The 15085-nt window shown below is 66.6% G+C and carries 15 protein-coding genes; 6 read left to right on the forward strand and 9 right to left on the reverse strand.

The window, feature by feature from the left end; translation table 11 throughout:
- The first annotated feature begins 33 nt into the window (after positions 1-33).
- The gene (locus tag IRT45_RS09325; protein ID WP_194805473.1) at positions 34-1269 is read left to right on the forward strand and encodes a CaiB/BaiF CoA-transferase family protein; all 1236 of its coding nucleotides are present in this window, start codon (positions 34-36) and stop codon (positions 1267-1269) included.
- 95 nt (positions 1270-1364) lie between these two features.
- Here the strand turns inward: IRT45_RS09325 and IRT45_RS09330 are convergent, their stop codons facing one another.
- The 4 genes from IRT45_RS09330 to IRT45_RS09345 are packed head-to-tail and all read right to left on the reverse strand — an operon-like array spanning position 1365 to position 5978.
- Positions 1365-2939, reverse strand: a complete 1575-nt coding sequence (locus IRT45_RS09330; RefSeq protein ID WP_309240865.1) for an acyl-CoA dehydrogenase family protein — start codon at positions 2937-2939, stop codon at positions 1365-1367.
- An 11-nt stretch (positions 2940-2950) separates the two neighbouring features.
- On the reverse strand, positions 2951-3889 hold the full coding sequence (locus IRT45_RS09335; RefSeq protein ID WP_194805475.1) for a MaoC family dehydratase N-terminal domain-containing protein: 939 nt from the start codon (positions 3887-3889) through the stop codon (positions 2951-2953).
- Entirely contained in the window at positions 3886-4713 is an 828-nt protein-coding gene (locus IRT45_RS09340) for a CoA ester lyase (protein ID WP_194805476.1), read from the reverse strand. Before IRT45_RS09340 ends, IRT45_RS09335 begins: the two co-directional genes overlap by 4 nt.
- Positions 4710-5978, reverse strand: a complete 1269-nt coding sequence (locus tag IRT45_RS09345) for a CoA transferase (protein WP_194805477.1) — start codon at positions 5976-5978, stop codon at positions 4710-4712. Before IRT45_RS09345 ends, IRT45_RS09340 begins: the two co-directional genes overlap by 4 nt.
- A gap of 151 nt (positions 5979-6129) precedes the next feature.
- Between IRT45_RS09345 and IRT45_RS09350 the strand changes: the two genes are divergently transcribed.
- Entirely contained in the window at positions 6130-6927 is a 798-nt protein-coding gene (locus IRT45_RS09350) for an FCD domain-containing protein (protein ID WP_309240866.1), read from the forward strand.
- Positions 6928-6987: 60 nt separating this feature from the next.
- Here IRT45_RS09350 and IRT45_RS09355 read toward each other — a convergent pair whose 3' ends face one another.
- Both IRT45_RS09355 and IRT45_RS09360 read right to left on the reverse strand, forming a co-directional pair.
- Complete coding sequence (locus IRT45_RS09355; RefSeq protein WP_194805478.1) at positions 6988-7902, reverse strand: NmrA/HSCARG family protein; 915 nt, start codon at positions 7900-7902, stop codon at positions 6988-6990.
- Positions 7903-7925: 23 nt separating this feature from the next.
- Entirely contained in the window at positions 7926-9095 is a 1170-nt protein-coding gene (locus IRT45_RS09360) for an NAD(P)/FAD-dependent oxidoreductase (RefSeq protein WP_194805479.1), read from the reverse strand.
- 84 nt (positions 9096-9179) lie between these two features.
- Here IRT45_RS09360 and IRT45_RS09365 point away from each other — a divergent pair, with 84 nt between their 5' ends.
- The 3 genes from IRT45_RS09365 to IRT45_RS09375 are packed head-to-tail and all read left to right on the forward strand — an operon-like array spanning position 9180 to position 12110.
- On the forward strand, positions 9180-10649 hold the full coding sequence (locus IRT45_RS09365) for an aldehyde dehydrogenase (protein ID WP_194805480.1): 1470 nt from the start codon (positions 9180-9182) through the stop codon (positions 10647-10649).
- Positions 10646-11932 carry a CaiB/BaiF CoA-transferase family protein gene (locus IRT45_RS09370; RefSeq protein ID WP_309240867.1) on the forward strand — a complete coding sequence of 429 codons (1287 nt, stop codon included), beginning with the start codon at positions 10646-10648 and terminating at the stop codon, positions 11930-11932. Before IRT45_RS09365 ends, IRT45_RS09370 begins: the two co-directional genes overlap by 4 nt.
- A gap of 28 nt (positions 11933-11960) precedes the next feature.
- On the forward strand, positions 11961-12110 hold the full coding sequence (locus IRT45_RS09375) for a ferredoxin (RefSeq protein WP_375540075.1): 150 nt from the start codon (positions 11961-11963) through the stop codon (positions 12108-12110).
- Between the two features lie 79 nt (positions 12111-12189).
- On the opposite strand, the gene IRT45_RS09380 is transcribed toward IRT45_RS09375, so the two are convergent.
- From IRT45_RS09380 to IRT45_RS09390, 3 genes are all read right to left on the reverse strand, one after another.
- Positions 12190-13293, reverse strand: a complete 1104-nt coding sequence (locus tag IRT45_RS09380) for a Rieske 2Fe-2S domain-containing protein (RefSeq protein WP_194805544.1) — start codon at positions 13291-13293, stop codon at positions 12190-12192.
- Between the two features lie 4 nt (positions 13294-13297).
- Positions 13298-14059: a FadR/GntR family transcriptional regulator gene (locus IRT45_RS09385; RefSeq protein ID WP_194805482.1), complete on the reverse strand. Its 762-nt coding sequence runs from the start codon at positions 14057-14059 to the stop codon at positions 13298-13300.
- Positions 14060-14157: 98 nt separating this feature from the next.
- On the reverse strand, positions 14158-14442 hold the full coding sequence (locus IRT45_RS09390) for an acyl-CoA thioesterase domain-containing protein (protein WP_228534080.1): 285 nt from the start codon (positions 14440-14442) through the stop codon (positions 14158-14160).
- Here IRT45_RS09390 and IRT45_RS09395 point away from each other — a divergent pair.
- Entirely contained in the window at positions 14389-15048 is a 660-nt protein-coding gene (locus tag IRT45_RS09395) for a hypothetical protein (RefSeq protein ID WP_228534089.1), read from the forward strand. The genes IRT45_RS09390 and IRT45_RS09395 overlap by 54 nt on opposite strands.
- Positions 15049-15085 lie beyond the last annotated feature (37 nt).

Consider the following 15085-nt stretch of genomic DNA (forward strand, 5'->3'; position numbering starts at 1 on the left):
CGGCCGGAAGTGTTCTGGGGAGGAGAGCCCCTCATGTCCGATCTGCTCGCGGGAATCCGCGTGCTCGAATCCGCAATGCTCCTCAACGGCGACACCCTGGGCGGCCACCTGGCCGACCTCGGCGCCGATGTCATCAAAGTCGAAGCACCCGGCCGGGGGGACTATCTGCGGTACATCCTGGGCCAGGTCGCGCCGGGACGCAGCCCCGCGCACCTGCAGGCCAACCGGGGTAAGCGAAGCGTCACCCTCGACCTGCGCACACCCGAAGGACTGGAAGCCTTCTGGAAACTGCACCAGACCGCCGACGTCTTCATCGACGGCAATCGCGCCGGCGCGCTGGATGCGCTGGGAGTCGGCTACGACGCGCAACAGACGCGCAAACCGGACATCGTCTACTGCCAGTACACCGGATACGGCAGTGAAGGCCCGTACGCCGCCATCGCGACACACGGCCGGATGATGGACGCACTCGCAGCAGCCTTCCCGCGTGAGATGGGGCCCGACGGCTTCATGGCTCCGGCACCCAGCCGCGACCCGATGGCCGGCATGGCGTCGGGTGGAGAGGGCACCGCGGCCGGCGCGATTCACGCCGCCTTCCATGTCGCGGCGGCACTCGTCCAACGCGAACGGACCGGACAGGGCGCGCATATCGATGTGGCGGGCTTCGACGGCGTCGTCGCCCAAGCGTGGACCACGGCCACCTACGCCCTCAACCAGCACCGGCTCACCGACACCAGCACCCTGCCCGCGATGCAGGACGGCGAAATGAGCGGCGCTCGGTACCAGTTCTACGAAACCGGCGATGGCCAGGTCGTACTCTTCTGCTGTATCGAGCCGAAGTTCTGGCGGAACTTCTGCCGCGCTATCGGCCGCGACGACCTCGTGGACACCATCGCGGACGGCCACGTGGACTTCGGCAACGACGGCGACGAGTTGCGCCACGAACTGCAGAAGATCTTCCACGAACGGACGCTGACGGAGTGGATGGCGCTCGCCGCAGAACACGATATGGCGCTCGGACCGGCGTATCGCTCGATCACCGAGGCCGCCGCGGATCCGCACGTATCAGGCCGCGGAGTGATTCACACGCAAGAGTTCCCGGAGATCGGCGAATTCACCTATATCGGTGAGGCCGGCCGGGTCGCGGGCCAGCCCTACACCGTTCAGCGCCCGGCACCGGATCTCGGCCAGCACACCCGGGAAATCCTCGCAGAGCTCGGCTATTCCGACGGCGAGGTGGACCACCTCGCCGGTACGAGCAACAGCTGATCGTCCGGCGTCCGCACCTGCACAAAGCGCCGCGGTCCTGACAACCAGGACCGCGGCGCTCATGTTGTGCCGGGCGAAATCTCTACCGCAACCGATCAGGCACTCGTCAGCTGTCGCGCGATGACCTTCAGCGCCAGAACCTCGTCGGCGCCCTCGAAGATCGACAGCACCCGGGCGTCCACGAAAAGTCGTGAGATCGCGAACTCTTCCGCATAGCCGTAGCCGCCGTGCAATTGCTGGGCTTCCCGCGTCACCCATTCGGCGGCCCGGCATGCCAGCTGCTTGACCTGGGCCGCCTCCAACTGCCCGCCATGATCGGTGACCGCGCGAGCAGCCGAATACGCGAAGGTCCGACATGCCGCGATCAGCGCCGCCATCCTGGCGATCTTGGCGCGGGTCAGCTGGTATTCGGCCAAGGGGCGACCGAATACCGCACGCTGCTGGGTGTATTCGATCGCGTGCTCGAGTGCGCTCTGCATAACTCCGACCGCACGGGCGGCGGTCTGCAGACGAGCATTGGCAAATGCCTGCATCTGGAGGTAGAAGCCACGGCCGATGCCCTCGTGTGTGCCGATCAGATCGGCCATCGGCACCCGCCAATGATCGATATTCACCTCGAAGGAGTGCATACCCCGATAGCCCAGCGTCGCGATGGCGCGTCCTTCGATCGATCCGCCGCCCTCCTGGGTGATTCGCCAGCTGTGCCCGTCGAACGAGGGCTTCTCGACGACGAACAGCGACAACCCGCGATGGCCCGCCGACCGATCCGGATCGGTGCGGGCGAGCACGAGCAGGTAATTCGCCTTACCGGCGAAGGTGCACCAGGTTTTCACACCCGTCAGCACCCAGTCGTCACCGTCGCGGACCGCGCTGGTGCCGACCGCGGCGACGTCGGAGCCACGATCCGGTTCGGTGACCGCGACACCGCAGAGCTTCTCGCCGGTCGCGATGCGCGGAAGCCAGCGCTGCTTCTGCTCCTCGGTTCCACCCCGCACGATGGCGGTGCCGATGATCTCCGGCCGGGTGATCAGCGAGCCGGCCACACCGAGCGAGCCACGGGACAACTCCTCGGTCACGAGCACCATGTTGAGCAGCTCGTCCGCACCGCCCTCGGCGAATCCACCGAACTCGCTCGGAATCGAGAGACCGAAGCAGCCCATCTCGGACAATCCGGTGATGATGCTCTCCGGGATGTCCGCGTCCTCCCGGTGGACCCGTTCCGCCACGGGCGAGACTCGTTCCTCGGCGAACTTGCGGAAGGTCCGGCGCACCATGTCCTGATCGGGAGGAAGCTCGCGCGAGCCCGCTTCCATTGTCTCCGTTACTCTTTCGGCCACACGCTCCAGCAGGCGCGGATCCCGCCCGGCAGCGATCTCGGAACGAACGCCGTCGAGCATCGACGCCTCGACGCCCCATTCCGCCTCGCGTCCGGCCAGCCGCCCGGTCAGGTCCGCCGCCGCATCCGCGGCGAAAACGAGTGCCAGATCGGCATCGTGCGAATCGCGGACGCCGTGCGCGACCAGCTCCGCGGCCGCCGCGACCGACGACGAGATCGACGCCAGGTCGTAGGCCACGACCTGTTCGCCGTCCGAGCGCGCCGACTGCGCCGCGGCCTTGTCGACGAGATCGCGCAGCGCCGCCACGATGGCGCGGGTCTGGGTCACACTCACGGGTTCAGCATTCATAGCGAACGACTTCTTTCGGTTGATGCGGGAGCAAGCTCCACCTCGAGACTCACACACGGATCGGATTCACCACGTCCGAACAACCCCACGGTGAGGAGATCGCCCTCGGCGTGGGTTCGGCGCAACATCGCCGGTTCGGCACAGAACAACGGCTTGAGATTTCGGTGCCGAAGGGTGGCGATTCGTCCGGAAATACCTTGGAGCCGAAGCGTTTCGGCCAGTGCCATGGTCATCAGCGGGCCGTGCACCACCAGGCCGGGATAGCCCTCCACATGTGTTGCGTAGGGCCAGTCGTAGTGGATGCGGTGCGCATTGGAGGTGGCGGCCGAAAATCTCATCAACAGGGTCGGATCGGTGGCGAACTCCCAGGTCCAGTCGTCGACCCGGTGCAGCGGTGGTCCGATCGGCAGCAGTTCCGCGGCGGGCTGCACGGCCGGCCGCGACGATGACGCCCCGGCAGCTCGGTAGATGAGGTTCTGGCGTTCGGCGACAGCCAGTCGACCCGCAGCGCCGAAAATGCGCGTCGACACGGTCACTACGACCAATGTGCCTGTGCGGCCTTTCTTTTCGACTACCGAGTCGACCACGGATTCGCGGCGGATCGTCTCGCCGACCGTCAGCGGCGCATGCAGTACCACCTCGCCACCCGCGAACATCCGTCGCGGCAGATCGATCGGCGGCAGGAACCCCCCTCGAACCGGATGTCCATCGGCGGCGATACGTCCCGATGCGGTCCAGTCGGACAGCGCCGCCCAGTGCCACATCGGGGGCAACGGGTCGCCCGGCGCCGGCGTCGCCAGGCCATCGTCGAACAGCGCGGCCACCGCCCGCACCGCCGCCGGATCCACCACCTCTTCCGTCGTCGCGACCTGCGATGTCCACTCGTCCGGCGATACCGCGGGACCGGCGGAATTGCGTCCGTCGCCTGTACTCATTCGCTCCGCTCCTCGACAGTTTCGAGTATCCGACGCGCCCGCTCGATCACCGGCTTGTCGACCATCCGTCCCTCGACCACGACGACAGCACCGCTGGTCGACGCCTCGACCACCGATCGCGCCCACCGGATATCGGCGTCCGAGGGCCGCAGGGCTTGCGCCACGGTGGCCACCTGCCGCGGGTGGATGCAGAGTTTGCCTCCGAATCCCAGCCGCCTGGCATGCGCCACATCGGTTCGCAGCCGGTCCGGGTCCGTGATGTCCCCCGTCACCCCGTCGACCGGTGCGGCCAGCTGCCCGACCGCCGAAGCCAGGACCAGCGCACTGCGGCACGCGAGCAGAGCGAGGGTGTCCTCGGGCGATATCCCGAGTTCGGCCGCCAGGTCGAAACTTCCGAAGGCCAGCCGGCGTACGCCCGGGGCCGTCGCGATGCGCGACGCATTCGTCACACCCGCCGCCGTTTCCACGAGCGCGATGACCGCCGATCCTGCGGATAACCCCGCCGCGACACCGGCCAAGACCTCGGTATCTTCCGCTTTGGGCACCATCACGGCCACGTCGAGACCACGGACCATCTCGAGGTCGTCGTCGTACCACGCGGTGCCGTGGGCGTTGATGCGGACGGCACAGGGGTGTCCGGCGGCGATCCAGTCGGCGGCCGCGGCGCGGGCGGCCGGCTTGCGGTCCGGCGCGACCGCATCCTCGAGATCGATGACCACCAGGCCGGGATCGGCGGCCTGCGCCTTCTCGAATCGCTCCGGGCGGTCGCCGGGTACGAAGAGGAACGTGCCGGCTCGCTCGACGGATCGAGCGATCGAGCTCATCGGGCGCCTCGCGACGCGGCCGGGGTGCCGATCACTCCGGCTTCCAGCAATTCGCTGAGCCGGGCGTCGGACACCTTCAGCAGGTCCCCGAATACCTCTTCCGTATGTTCTCCGACGGCCGGCGCGGGACTCGCCCCGCTGCGCTCGCCACCGAAGGCCAGCGGCGATCCCGGTGCCCAGTACGAGCCCACCCGTGGCTGTTCGATCTTCGTCAGCAGGGGGTTTTCCCGCAGCAACTGCGCGTCGTCCGCGACCAGTTCGGCGAATGTCCGATACCACGACCACAGTAGCCGGCTACCCGTCAGCAGGCCGTCGACTTCGGGCGCGGTACGCCCGGCCATCCAGGCGGCGATGACGCCGGCCAGCGCTTCTCGGTGGCGGAAACGATCCGCTTCCAGCGTGAAGTCCGCGTCGAAGGCCTGTTCCAACGCCGCGAAGGCGGTCTCCAAACCGGTAATTTCGACCAGTTCCCGCCAATGCCGGGCGGTCAGCACCACCACGACCAAGCGCTGTCCGTCCGACGTGGTGAAATCGCGCCCGAACGTACCGAAGATGTGATTGCCGAGGCGCTGGCGGGGCTTGTCGTCGAGCTGCGCCTCGGCCAGATAGCCGAGATTGCCCGCCATGGCCAGTGCCACATCTTCCAGCGCCACACTGAGGCGACTCGCCTCTCCAGTGCGTGCGCGGTGCCGTTCGGCTGCCAGGAGCCCGATGGTCAAGAGCATGCCCGCGGTGATGTCCCAGGCGGGAAGTACGTGGTTGACCGGCCCGCGAGTGTTCTCCGGCCCGGTCACCATGGGGAATCCGGTCGCGGCCTGAACCGTGTAGTCGACGGCCGCGCTGCCGTCGTGCCGCCCGGCCAGCACCGCGTAGATGAGGTCCGGCCGCCTCGACCGGAGGTTCTCGAACGACAGCTCCCGGTACCGTTCCGAGTTGGTGATCACCACACCCGCGTCGACGATCAGGTCGGCGACCAGCTCCCGGCCCGCTGCGGACGACATATCGACTTCCACCGCGCGCTTGCCTTGGTTGAGGCCGTTCCAGTACAAGCTCGCACCGCTGTCCGCGAGTGGCCAGCGCGATCGGTCGACAGCGCCGCCCATCGGTTCCACCCGGATCACGTCGGCGCCCAGCTGGGCCAGGTTCAGTCCACACAGGGGTGTCGCTACGTAGGTGGACAACTCGACGACACGCAGGCCCGCCAAGGGCAGTGAGCGACCTCGCTCTCGACCGGCGGCCTCGGCGTCGGCACCGGGGTCAACCATCAAACCTCCCTAGAATTAGTAAGATAATAACATTCAATGACGTACCGTACTGGTCACGAGACCTACGCCACTACATGCAGCTTCGAGCCACCTTCGAGCCGCTCTAATAGTTAGAATAGTTTTCTAAATTAACTTCTTAAGTGAGGCACCCGTGACATCGGAACCCCATGGCACCTCGCGCCACACCGTGGGCAGGGCCTCCACCGTCGGACACCGGATACGGGTGCCCAAGATGGCCGAACTCATCGCGAGCGACCTGCGGCGTCAGATCGTGCAAGCCGAGTTGCACGAGGGCGGCCTCCTTCCGCCCGAGGCAAACCTGATGAATCAGTATCAGGTGTCGCGCCCGACGCTGCGCGAAGCGTTTCGAATCCTGGAATCCGAATCGCTGATATCGGTCCGCCGAGGCGCCCGGGGCGGCGCCCGCGTCCAGTTGCCGACCAACGCGGTGGCGGCGCGGTACGCGGCCACGATCCTGCAGTACCACGGGACCACCCTCGAGGACGTGTACGAAGCCCGCTTGGTGGTCGAACCCCCCTGCGTGGCGCTGTTGTGCGAAACGCGCACCCCGGAAACCCTGCGGCGCCTGCGGCAAGCACTCGCCGAACACGATGCGGCGACGGCGGAACCGGCTCGCTCGGTCCGCACGCACATCGCCTTTCATTCGTTGCTGATCGAGTTGACCGGAAATCAGACCCTTCGCCTGCTGATGGAACTGCTCGAACAGATCATCGATATGGCCAATGTGTCGCAGGTCGAGTCCACGGCCGGGTCGCCCGCTCACGAGCGGGCCAGCCGCAAGGGACTGGCCGCCCATCACCGGATAGTCGAGTTCATCGAGAACCGCAATCCCGAGGAAGCCGAGCGGCTCTGGCGCAAACACCTCAGCGAAGCGCGTGACTATCTGGTCCGAGCCGATGTGCGAACGGTGCTCGACCTCATGGGCTGACGAGCCGGAGCCGTTGTCGCCCGTTGTCCAGGGTGAACGCTCACGGACAACGGCGCGCATTCAGTCCCGCGGCCGGGCAGTCGCCGCCCGCACCTCGTCGGCGTGCGCTGTCGCCCATCGCTCGAAGGTGCTCAGCTCCAGACCGTACGCAGCCGCGTGCTCCGGGCGGGCCGCATAACCGACGCTGTTGAGCCAGACGTGCGTCGACGACCACGATGCGGCCCCGAGCTTGGCGTCGACTTCGGCAGCGGACACACAGGACGCGGAGACCGGGCGGCCGGTAACCCGCGTGATGGTCTCGGCGATTTCCGGGAACGTGAGCAGATCGCCACCGAGCTCGAGCTCGACGCGCGCGAACCGCCGCGGGTCGGTGATCGCCGCGACGACTGCCGCGCCGATATCCGCGGCCGACACCAGCGCGACGGCGGTCTCGGGAGCGACGGCGACCGGGAGCTCGCCATGGGCGAGGAACGGAAACAGCCACGCAGCCTTGGGTGCCATGAAGTTGTCCATCATGAAGGCCGGCTTCAGGATGGTATAGACCGGGAACCCCGCATCTCGGACCATCGCCTCGACGCTTTCCTTGTTGTCCCAATACCGGCTCAACTCGACGCCGAGCGTTACCTCCGGATGCGCCGCTCGCCAGCCGGTGGCCGAGACCGAGGTGTGGACCATGTGTGCGACCCCGGCCTTGTGTGCCGCGTCGACAAGGTTGCGACCGTGCCGCTGCTCGGACTTTCCCGCCGCCTGCACCGAAAACACAGCGGTACAACCGGAACACGCGGCGTCGAGCGCGATCGGATCATCGAGGTCGCCGACGACCAGCGCGATTCCTTCCACGGCCAGCGCACGGGCAGGCGGCGAATCCGGATCACGAACCAGCGCCAGCACCTCGGCCCCCGTGCGGTGGAGTGCCCGGGCTGCGGCGCCGCCTTGCGAACCGGTCGCCCCGGTAACGAGAACACGGCCAGTCATATGGTTCCTCTCCGATCGATCGTCTAGATCTCGTCGATTCCGGCGGCGCGTTCGATCAGCGATCTCGCGCCGATCACCTTGGCCGGCATCCCACCACCGACGACGCCCGAAATACGGCCGGATCGGGCGTACACGGCCATGAACCGGCGGCCGTCGTCGTGCACGATCCGGACATCGTCGTCGGGCCGGAAGTCTCCCAGCGCTTGCAGTTTGACTCCGTGCTGATCACTCCAGAAGTACGCGAGCCCCCGCTGAGACGACGGAGGCTGCCCCAGCAGATCGCCCGCGGCGATCACTGCCTGCTCGGTCACGGGAGTCCAATGCTCGCGACGGACGGCGCGCCCGTGCGCCTGGTCATACCATGCCGCCACGTCCCCGACCGCCCAGACGTGCGGATCGCTCGTCCTCCCCCGCTCGTCGCACACGATGCCGTCGGCCAGTTCGAGACCGGACCCACTCAGCCAGGCGACTGCCGGAACGGAACCGATCGCGCTGACCACGAGGTCGGCTTCGATCTCGGTCCCGTCGTTTAGCCGAACCGTCTTCACCCGCGCGCCACCGTCGAGGCCGGCCACGCCCACACCGCAACGCAGGTCGACACCCGCGTCCAGATGCAACCTGCCGACAAGTGCGCCCACGGTCTGTCCGAGAGCGGCGCACAATGGCGTCGGCTGAGGCTCCACGATCGTCACCTCGACGCCCAGCCCCACTGCTGTGGCGGCGATCTCGCAACCGATGAAACCTGCTCCGACAACGACCATTCGACGGCCGGCGCCGAGTTCGGCACGAAGTGCCGCGGCGTCGTCGAGCGTGCGGAGCACGTGCGTGCCGGCGAATTTCTCGCTGCCGGGCAGCGACCGCGGCACCAAGCCCGTGGCGACCACCAGCCGGTCGTAGCCGAGATCGGAATCGCCGAGGACGAGCCGGCGCCCGGCGAGGTCCAGCCCGGTAGCCTGCGTTGCGGTGCGGAACTCGAGGTTGTGCGCCTCGGCGACACCGTCGCCGCACAGCGACACGTTGTCGCGATCACCGCGCAGGTACTCCTTGGACAACGGGGGCCTGTCGTACGGCAGATGCGGCTCGGCTCCCACGACGACCAACCTCCCGGTATAGCCTGCGGATCGCAGCGCTTCGGCAGTTCTGATCCCGCCGAGGCCGGCTCCGACGACGACAACAGGGTTCTTTTCGCTCACCGCGGAAGCCTCCACTCGGGTCTGTACGTACGCCAATTCAGATAATATAGTTCATTTAGTTAGCTATATGTGAAGGAGCGTGTCATGGCCATCGCCGATGCCGCGATCGAGCAGCTGCCTCCGCGGGCACTGCTGATCGGCGACCAGGAAATCGTCGACACCAGCGGGGGTGAGTACCAGCACGTCTACGCCGCGACCGGAAAGCCCAGCGCCACCGTGCCGCTGGCCGGCCGGAAAGAGGTCGACGAGGCAGTGGCGGCCGCTCGGGCCGCCCTGCCCGGATGGAAGGCGACACCCGCCGACCAGCGACGCAACCTGCTGCTGCGGATGGCCGACCTGGTGGAGGCCAACGCCGAACGCCTCACCGCGGTCAACATCGTGGACACCTCCACCCCCATGCTCGTCTCCGCGGCCCAGCTGTCGATGACCGTCGACCTGCTCCGCTACAACGCGGGGTGGGCCGACAAGGTCGGTGGTGAGGTGCACAGCACCTGGCCCGTGCCCGCGATCGACTACAGCCTCGACGAACCGTACGGCGTCGTCGGCATCATCATCCCGTGGAACGGCCCGATCACCTCGATCGGCCAGATTCTCGGGCCCGCGCTCGCGGCCGGAAACTGCGTCGTGTTCAAGCCCTCCGAGCTCGCGCCGTTCGGCGCCCTGTTGATGGGACGGCTCTTCGCCGAGGCCGGCTTCCCTCCGGGCGTGGTCAATGTCGTGCCCGGTGGCCCCGACGCCGGTGACGCCATCGTGCGCCATGCCGGCATCGACAAGGTTCACTTCACCGGTGGCGGAGCTACCGCGCGGCACATCCTCGACGCGACGCGGGACACCCTGAAGCCCGTCGGCTTCGAACTGGGCGGCAAGTCGGCGATGCTCGTCTTCGACGATGCCAACATCGACGCCGCTGTCGGCGCGGCGGTCGCGGCCGTCAGCATCAATCTCTCCGGACAGGCATGCATCACCGGCAGCCGTATTCTCGTCCAGCGCAGCATCTACGACGACTTCGTGGAGCGAACCGCACAGGCCGCGGGGCAGGTTCCGGTCGGGGATCCGACGGACCCCACCGTGACCATGGGCCCGGTCAACAACGCCGGGCACTGCGCCCGCATCCTGAACACCATCCGCACCGCGGTCGATGAGAAGCATGGTCGTCTCGTCGCCGGCGGCGAACGCCTGGGCGGCGAACTCGCCGACGGCTTCTACATCGCGCCGACCGTCTTCGCCGACGTCGACAACGGATCCTCACTGGCCCAGCAGGAAGTATTCGGGCCGGTCCAGACGATCATCCCCTTCGACACCGAGAAGGAAGCGATCGCCATCGCCAACGGCACCAACTACGGCCTCGCCGCCTACATCCACACCCAGGAAGTGGGCCGCGTTCACCGCGTCGCGGCCGCTCTGGAGGCCGGCAACGTCTGGGTGAACGGCGGGTTCGGAATCCCCGCGTCGGTCCCGTTCGGCGGTGTGAAGCAGAGCGGCTACGGCCGCCTCGGCGGAATCGCCGGCATCCGCGAGTTCAGCCGGCCGAAGAATATCTGGATCGGCTTGTGACAGTCCCCCGCCGATCGGTGGGCGGCGCTCGAGGCCCGCTGCGCGGAGTCGTCGTCACGGAATTGGCGGGGCTCGGCCCAGCGCCGTATGCCGCAATGCTGCTCGCAGATCTGGGTGCCGAGGTCATCCGGATCGACCGGCCGCAACGGCATGGTGACTCCAGCTACGAACGGGATCGGGCAGCGGCCGATCCCACTGTCTACCATCTGCACCGCGGGCGGCAGTCGCTGGTTCTCGACCTGCGCAAAGCCGACGGTGTCGAGATCGCCATGCGGTTGATCGAGCGCTCCGACGTGCTGATCGAGGGATATCGTCCCGGCGTCGCCGAACGCCTCGGACTAGGGCCCGGCGCGGTACACGAGCGAAATCCCCGGCTCGTCTACGGCCGCATGACCGGGTGGGGTCAGTCCGGACCGGCGGCGCACACCGCCGGCCACGACCTGACCTACCTGGCGGTGACCGGGGCGCTGCACGGGCTGGCACACCGGGACGGGCCACCCGTGACCCCGCCACCGATCATCGGCGATATGGCCGGCGGCGGGGTCTTTCTCGCGATGGGCATTCTGGCGGCACTGACCGAGAGCGCGCGCTCGGGTCTCGGTCAGGTCGTCGACGCGGCCATCGTCGACGGCGTCACCAGCCTGACCACCATGGTCAGAAGTCTTGCGGCACAAGGACGTTGGACGGACGTCCCCGCGGCCAACTTTTCCGACGGCGGAGCGCCCTACTACACCGTGTACCGAACCTCCGACGACAAACACATCGCGATCGCCGCACTCGAAGAACCATTCTGGACCGAATTCCTCCGTGTCCTCGGCCAGGCGGGCGAGCAGCTACCCGACCGGAACGATCCCGCGAACCACCCATTGCTGAGGCAACGGCTGACCGAACTCTTCGGCACCCGCACCCGGGACGAATGGGCGGCGCTGTTCGCCGATACCGATGCCTGCGTCGCACCTGTGCTGACGCTGGAAGAGGCCTCGGCACATCCGCAGCTGGCCGCGCGGAGAAGTCTGCTCACGACAGCGTCGGGTGAACAACCCGCACCCGCGCCGCGGTTCGATCGCACGCCGGCCGGCCCACCCTCCCCTCCTCCGGTACCGGGCGAGGACACCGATCGGATACTGCGCCGGCTCGGAATCGACAGCGAGACCCGCAGGCGCCTCCACGAGGACGAGACGGTACAGAGCCCCAGCCGCCCGGCACCCATACCCCCCATCACAGCCCAGGCACCGATGCCGAAAGAAGAGGAGAGCAGTAATGCGAGTACACGTCAAAGCTGACCGCTGCCAGGGACATACCCTGTGCGCTATGAAGGCACCGGAGGTCTTTCAGCTCGGCGACGAAGACGGCCACTCGTCGGCCCCCGAGCCGCACGTGCCGGAACATCTGCAGGATGCGGTGCGAGCGGCCGCCGCAACGTGCCCCGAACTGGCCATCTCGGTCGACGAGGACGACTGACCGCTAAGCCGGTCCCGAACAGTGAATGCCTCCCCACCGACCGGTGGGGAGGCATTCACTGTTACGGATGTGCCCCCGTTCAGGCTTGCGCCACGCGCGCGTTCTCGGCCTCGTTCTCCGGAACATCGGGCCCGGCGTCGGTGCCGGCCGTCTGCAGTTCGGGCGTGGTGGCACTACCGAGCTCGCCCGCCGGGTAGAACTGCATGGCCCATTTCCGGATGGCCCGGAAGCCCTTTCCTTCCGCGGTCGCCAGGGCCGGCGGGTCGGAGTACTTCTGGTGCTCCCAGATATTCAGGTCGGCCAGGAACTGGTTGTTCGCCATCCGCTGCCGGCGCTCGAGCGACTCCGGCTGATGCGGGTTCTCATCGCCGGGCAACCGGTCGAGCCAGACGGTGGATCGGATGTCGGAGGTCTCGTCGTCCACCGGTGTGACCGCGACGATCGTGCGCATGTTGTCGGGACCCCAGAACTTCGCGAAACCGAGGCCGATGCCGACGTTGATCGCGTCGACGCCGCCGACCATCGCGCCGTTCGGAGTCATCACGGTCTTTTCCTTGGTACCACCGAAGAGCATCTCGAAGGACGCATACGACACCGGGCCGTTGAACTCCTGACGGGTGAACCTGGGCACATCCGCCGCGCGGTGAACGAACTTGAAGTGCGCGTAGTCGACGCCGTTCTCCATGACATATTGCGGATGGAGCTCTTTTTTCTCGAAATGCAAAATGCCCTCGGGGTAAGCGAGGTAGTAGTCGCCGGCGCCGCGGCCGTCGTCGTAGACATCGAAGACGTCGGGCACGTCGAAATTGGGCTCAGCGCCGTTCAGATCGTGCCAGATGTACACACTTTCGTTCTTCTCGGCGACCGGCCACGTCCGAATCCGCCGGACCCGGTTGGGCTTCTCCTGATAGGGGATGCACGCGTTACGTCCATCCTTGTCCCACTCCCAGCCGTGGAACGGGCAGATGATCCGGTCGTTCTCGACGCGGCCGCCGTACCCCAGGTGAGCACCGAGATGCTCACAGAAGGCGTCCATCACGGTCAGCGAGCCGTCGGCCCGCCGCCAAGCCACCAGCTCCTGACCGAAATATTTCATCCGATGGACGACTCCGGGCTCGATTTCGGCAGACCACGCCACCTGAAACCACCCCGTCGGCTTCATCGACAATGCGGGCTTGACCATCGTGCTATATCTCCTTGTCTTCCAGTTTCTCGTCGCCGGGCTGTTCTCGTGCGACGTCGCTCGGGGCCGTGCGCTGGACCCGCTCGATGTACCTGCGCAGGCACAGCTGCGCCATTGCCACATCACCGGCGATCACGGCCTCCGCGATCTCGGTGTGACGTGCGTGCAACCACCCCGACACCTCGTGATGCTGGGTATGCGGGGCATACACACTCAGCGACAGGTCCGTGAGGGTCTCGATGAACAGTTCCAGGGCGTTGTTATCCGCGAGCCGCGCGATCGCCAGATGCAGGTTCGGCACGTCGCGCCAGGTCCGCGCGTCCTGCATCGCGGCCTCCGCCGCGATGATCGATCGCAGCAACCGTGCGCCGTCGGGGTCGATCGTCCCCGCAACCTTGGCGATCGCCATTTGCTCCAAGGCCAGCCAGACCTCGAACAGATCGGGGCCGGCCACTCCGACATACTCCAAGTACCGTCGAGCGGCATCGGTGACGAGCGAACGCTCGGGGACCGTAACCAGCAAACCGCCACCCGGCCCCCGTCGCGATTTCGCCAGACCGCGCGCCTCGAGCATACGAGCGGCCTCGCGAACGGCAGCGACACCGACCCCGAAACGCTCGGTCAATGCCGCTTCCGAGCCGATCAAATGGCCCACCGGCCATCCTTGCCCGACGATGTCTCGCTCCAGCTCGCGTGCGATCCGGGCCGCCAGAGTTGACCCGACTCGCGAGGAGCGGTCCCAACGCGTGTGCACGTTTATCGCCATGCCTCACACCCTTAAGCTTAATTGTTCTACTGATTGAGCTTAAGGGGTGGTAGCCCGTGATGCAATACCGGGCTCGCCGCCGAAAAACGTCGACGGAATCAGGAGGCGCGCGCCGCGGCGGCGGTGGTTCCGGTCGCGACGGCGACGACCTTGCCGTCCGAGCCCGCTATTTCGGTCCGAACGGTGCGCAGCCGACGTCCGCCCCGCACGACAGTGGATCGGAACACCAGTCGCCCCTCGGACGGAGCGGGCCTCAAGTAGTCGACACAGAGGCGGAGCCTCCGGAAGTCGTAATCGGTGTCCGTCGCGAAGAATGCGTTCTGAGCTTCGTGCGCCAAACCCATGAGCACGCCACCGTGCACGGCGTCACGGAAATTCAACATCCCGGAGGTGATAGCCGCATATGCCTCGCCGGGACGGCGCCCATCGACTGCGACATCGCCGAGTTCGAATTCCGCGAAGGTTGCGGATCCGCGTTCCGTCCAGGACACCGGTTCGACCTTCTCGATCGACATGATCCCAATGGCGTGGGCTACCGGATTGCCGCGATCATCCCGGAGATCGACTCGTGCCGTGCCGAAATCACCGGTCGTTCCGAGAAACGATCCCGAAGCCAGCAGGGCTTCGGCATCCGCCGCGGGTTCACCGAGATAATCAACGCGCAATTCGGCAGTCGTGCCGATCGCTCTCCATTCGAGTCCGGAGAAAACGGAAAGACCGGTGGCAGCGTCGGACATCACTGCCAGCAACGTGCGATGGACAGCCCCGTCGGCGTGCACGACATCGGCGGTCAAAGGCGCGCGTACCAGGACCTTGCCCGGGACTTCCACGTCGACCGTCAATCCGAGCTTCGACTCGATGCCTGTCCCGACGATTATTTCGCCGGAATCATCGGGACGGCAATCGTCTACGCCGGAATCTTCGGACCAAACCGCAACAGCACGGTTCTCAATGATCATGGCCCTATTCTATTTGCTTTGCGCAAATAAAGACGTGTCCGGTGACGAATATCTCCGAATCGTGTAA

The sequence above is a fragment of the Nocardia sp. BSTN01 genome (genome assembly GCF_015354405.1).
GTDB lineage: Bacteria > Actinomycetota > Actinomycetes > Mycobacteriales > Mycobacteriaceae > Nocardia.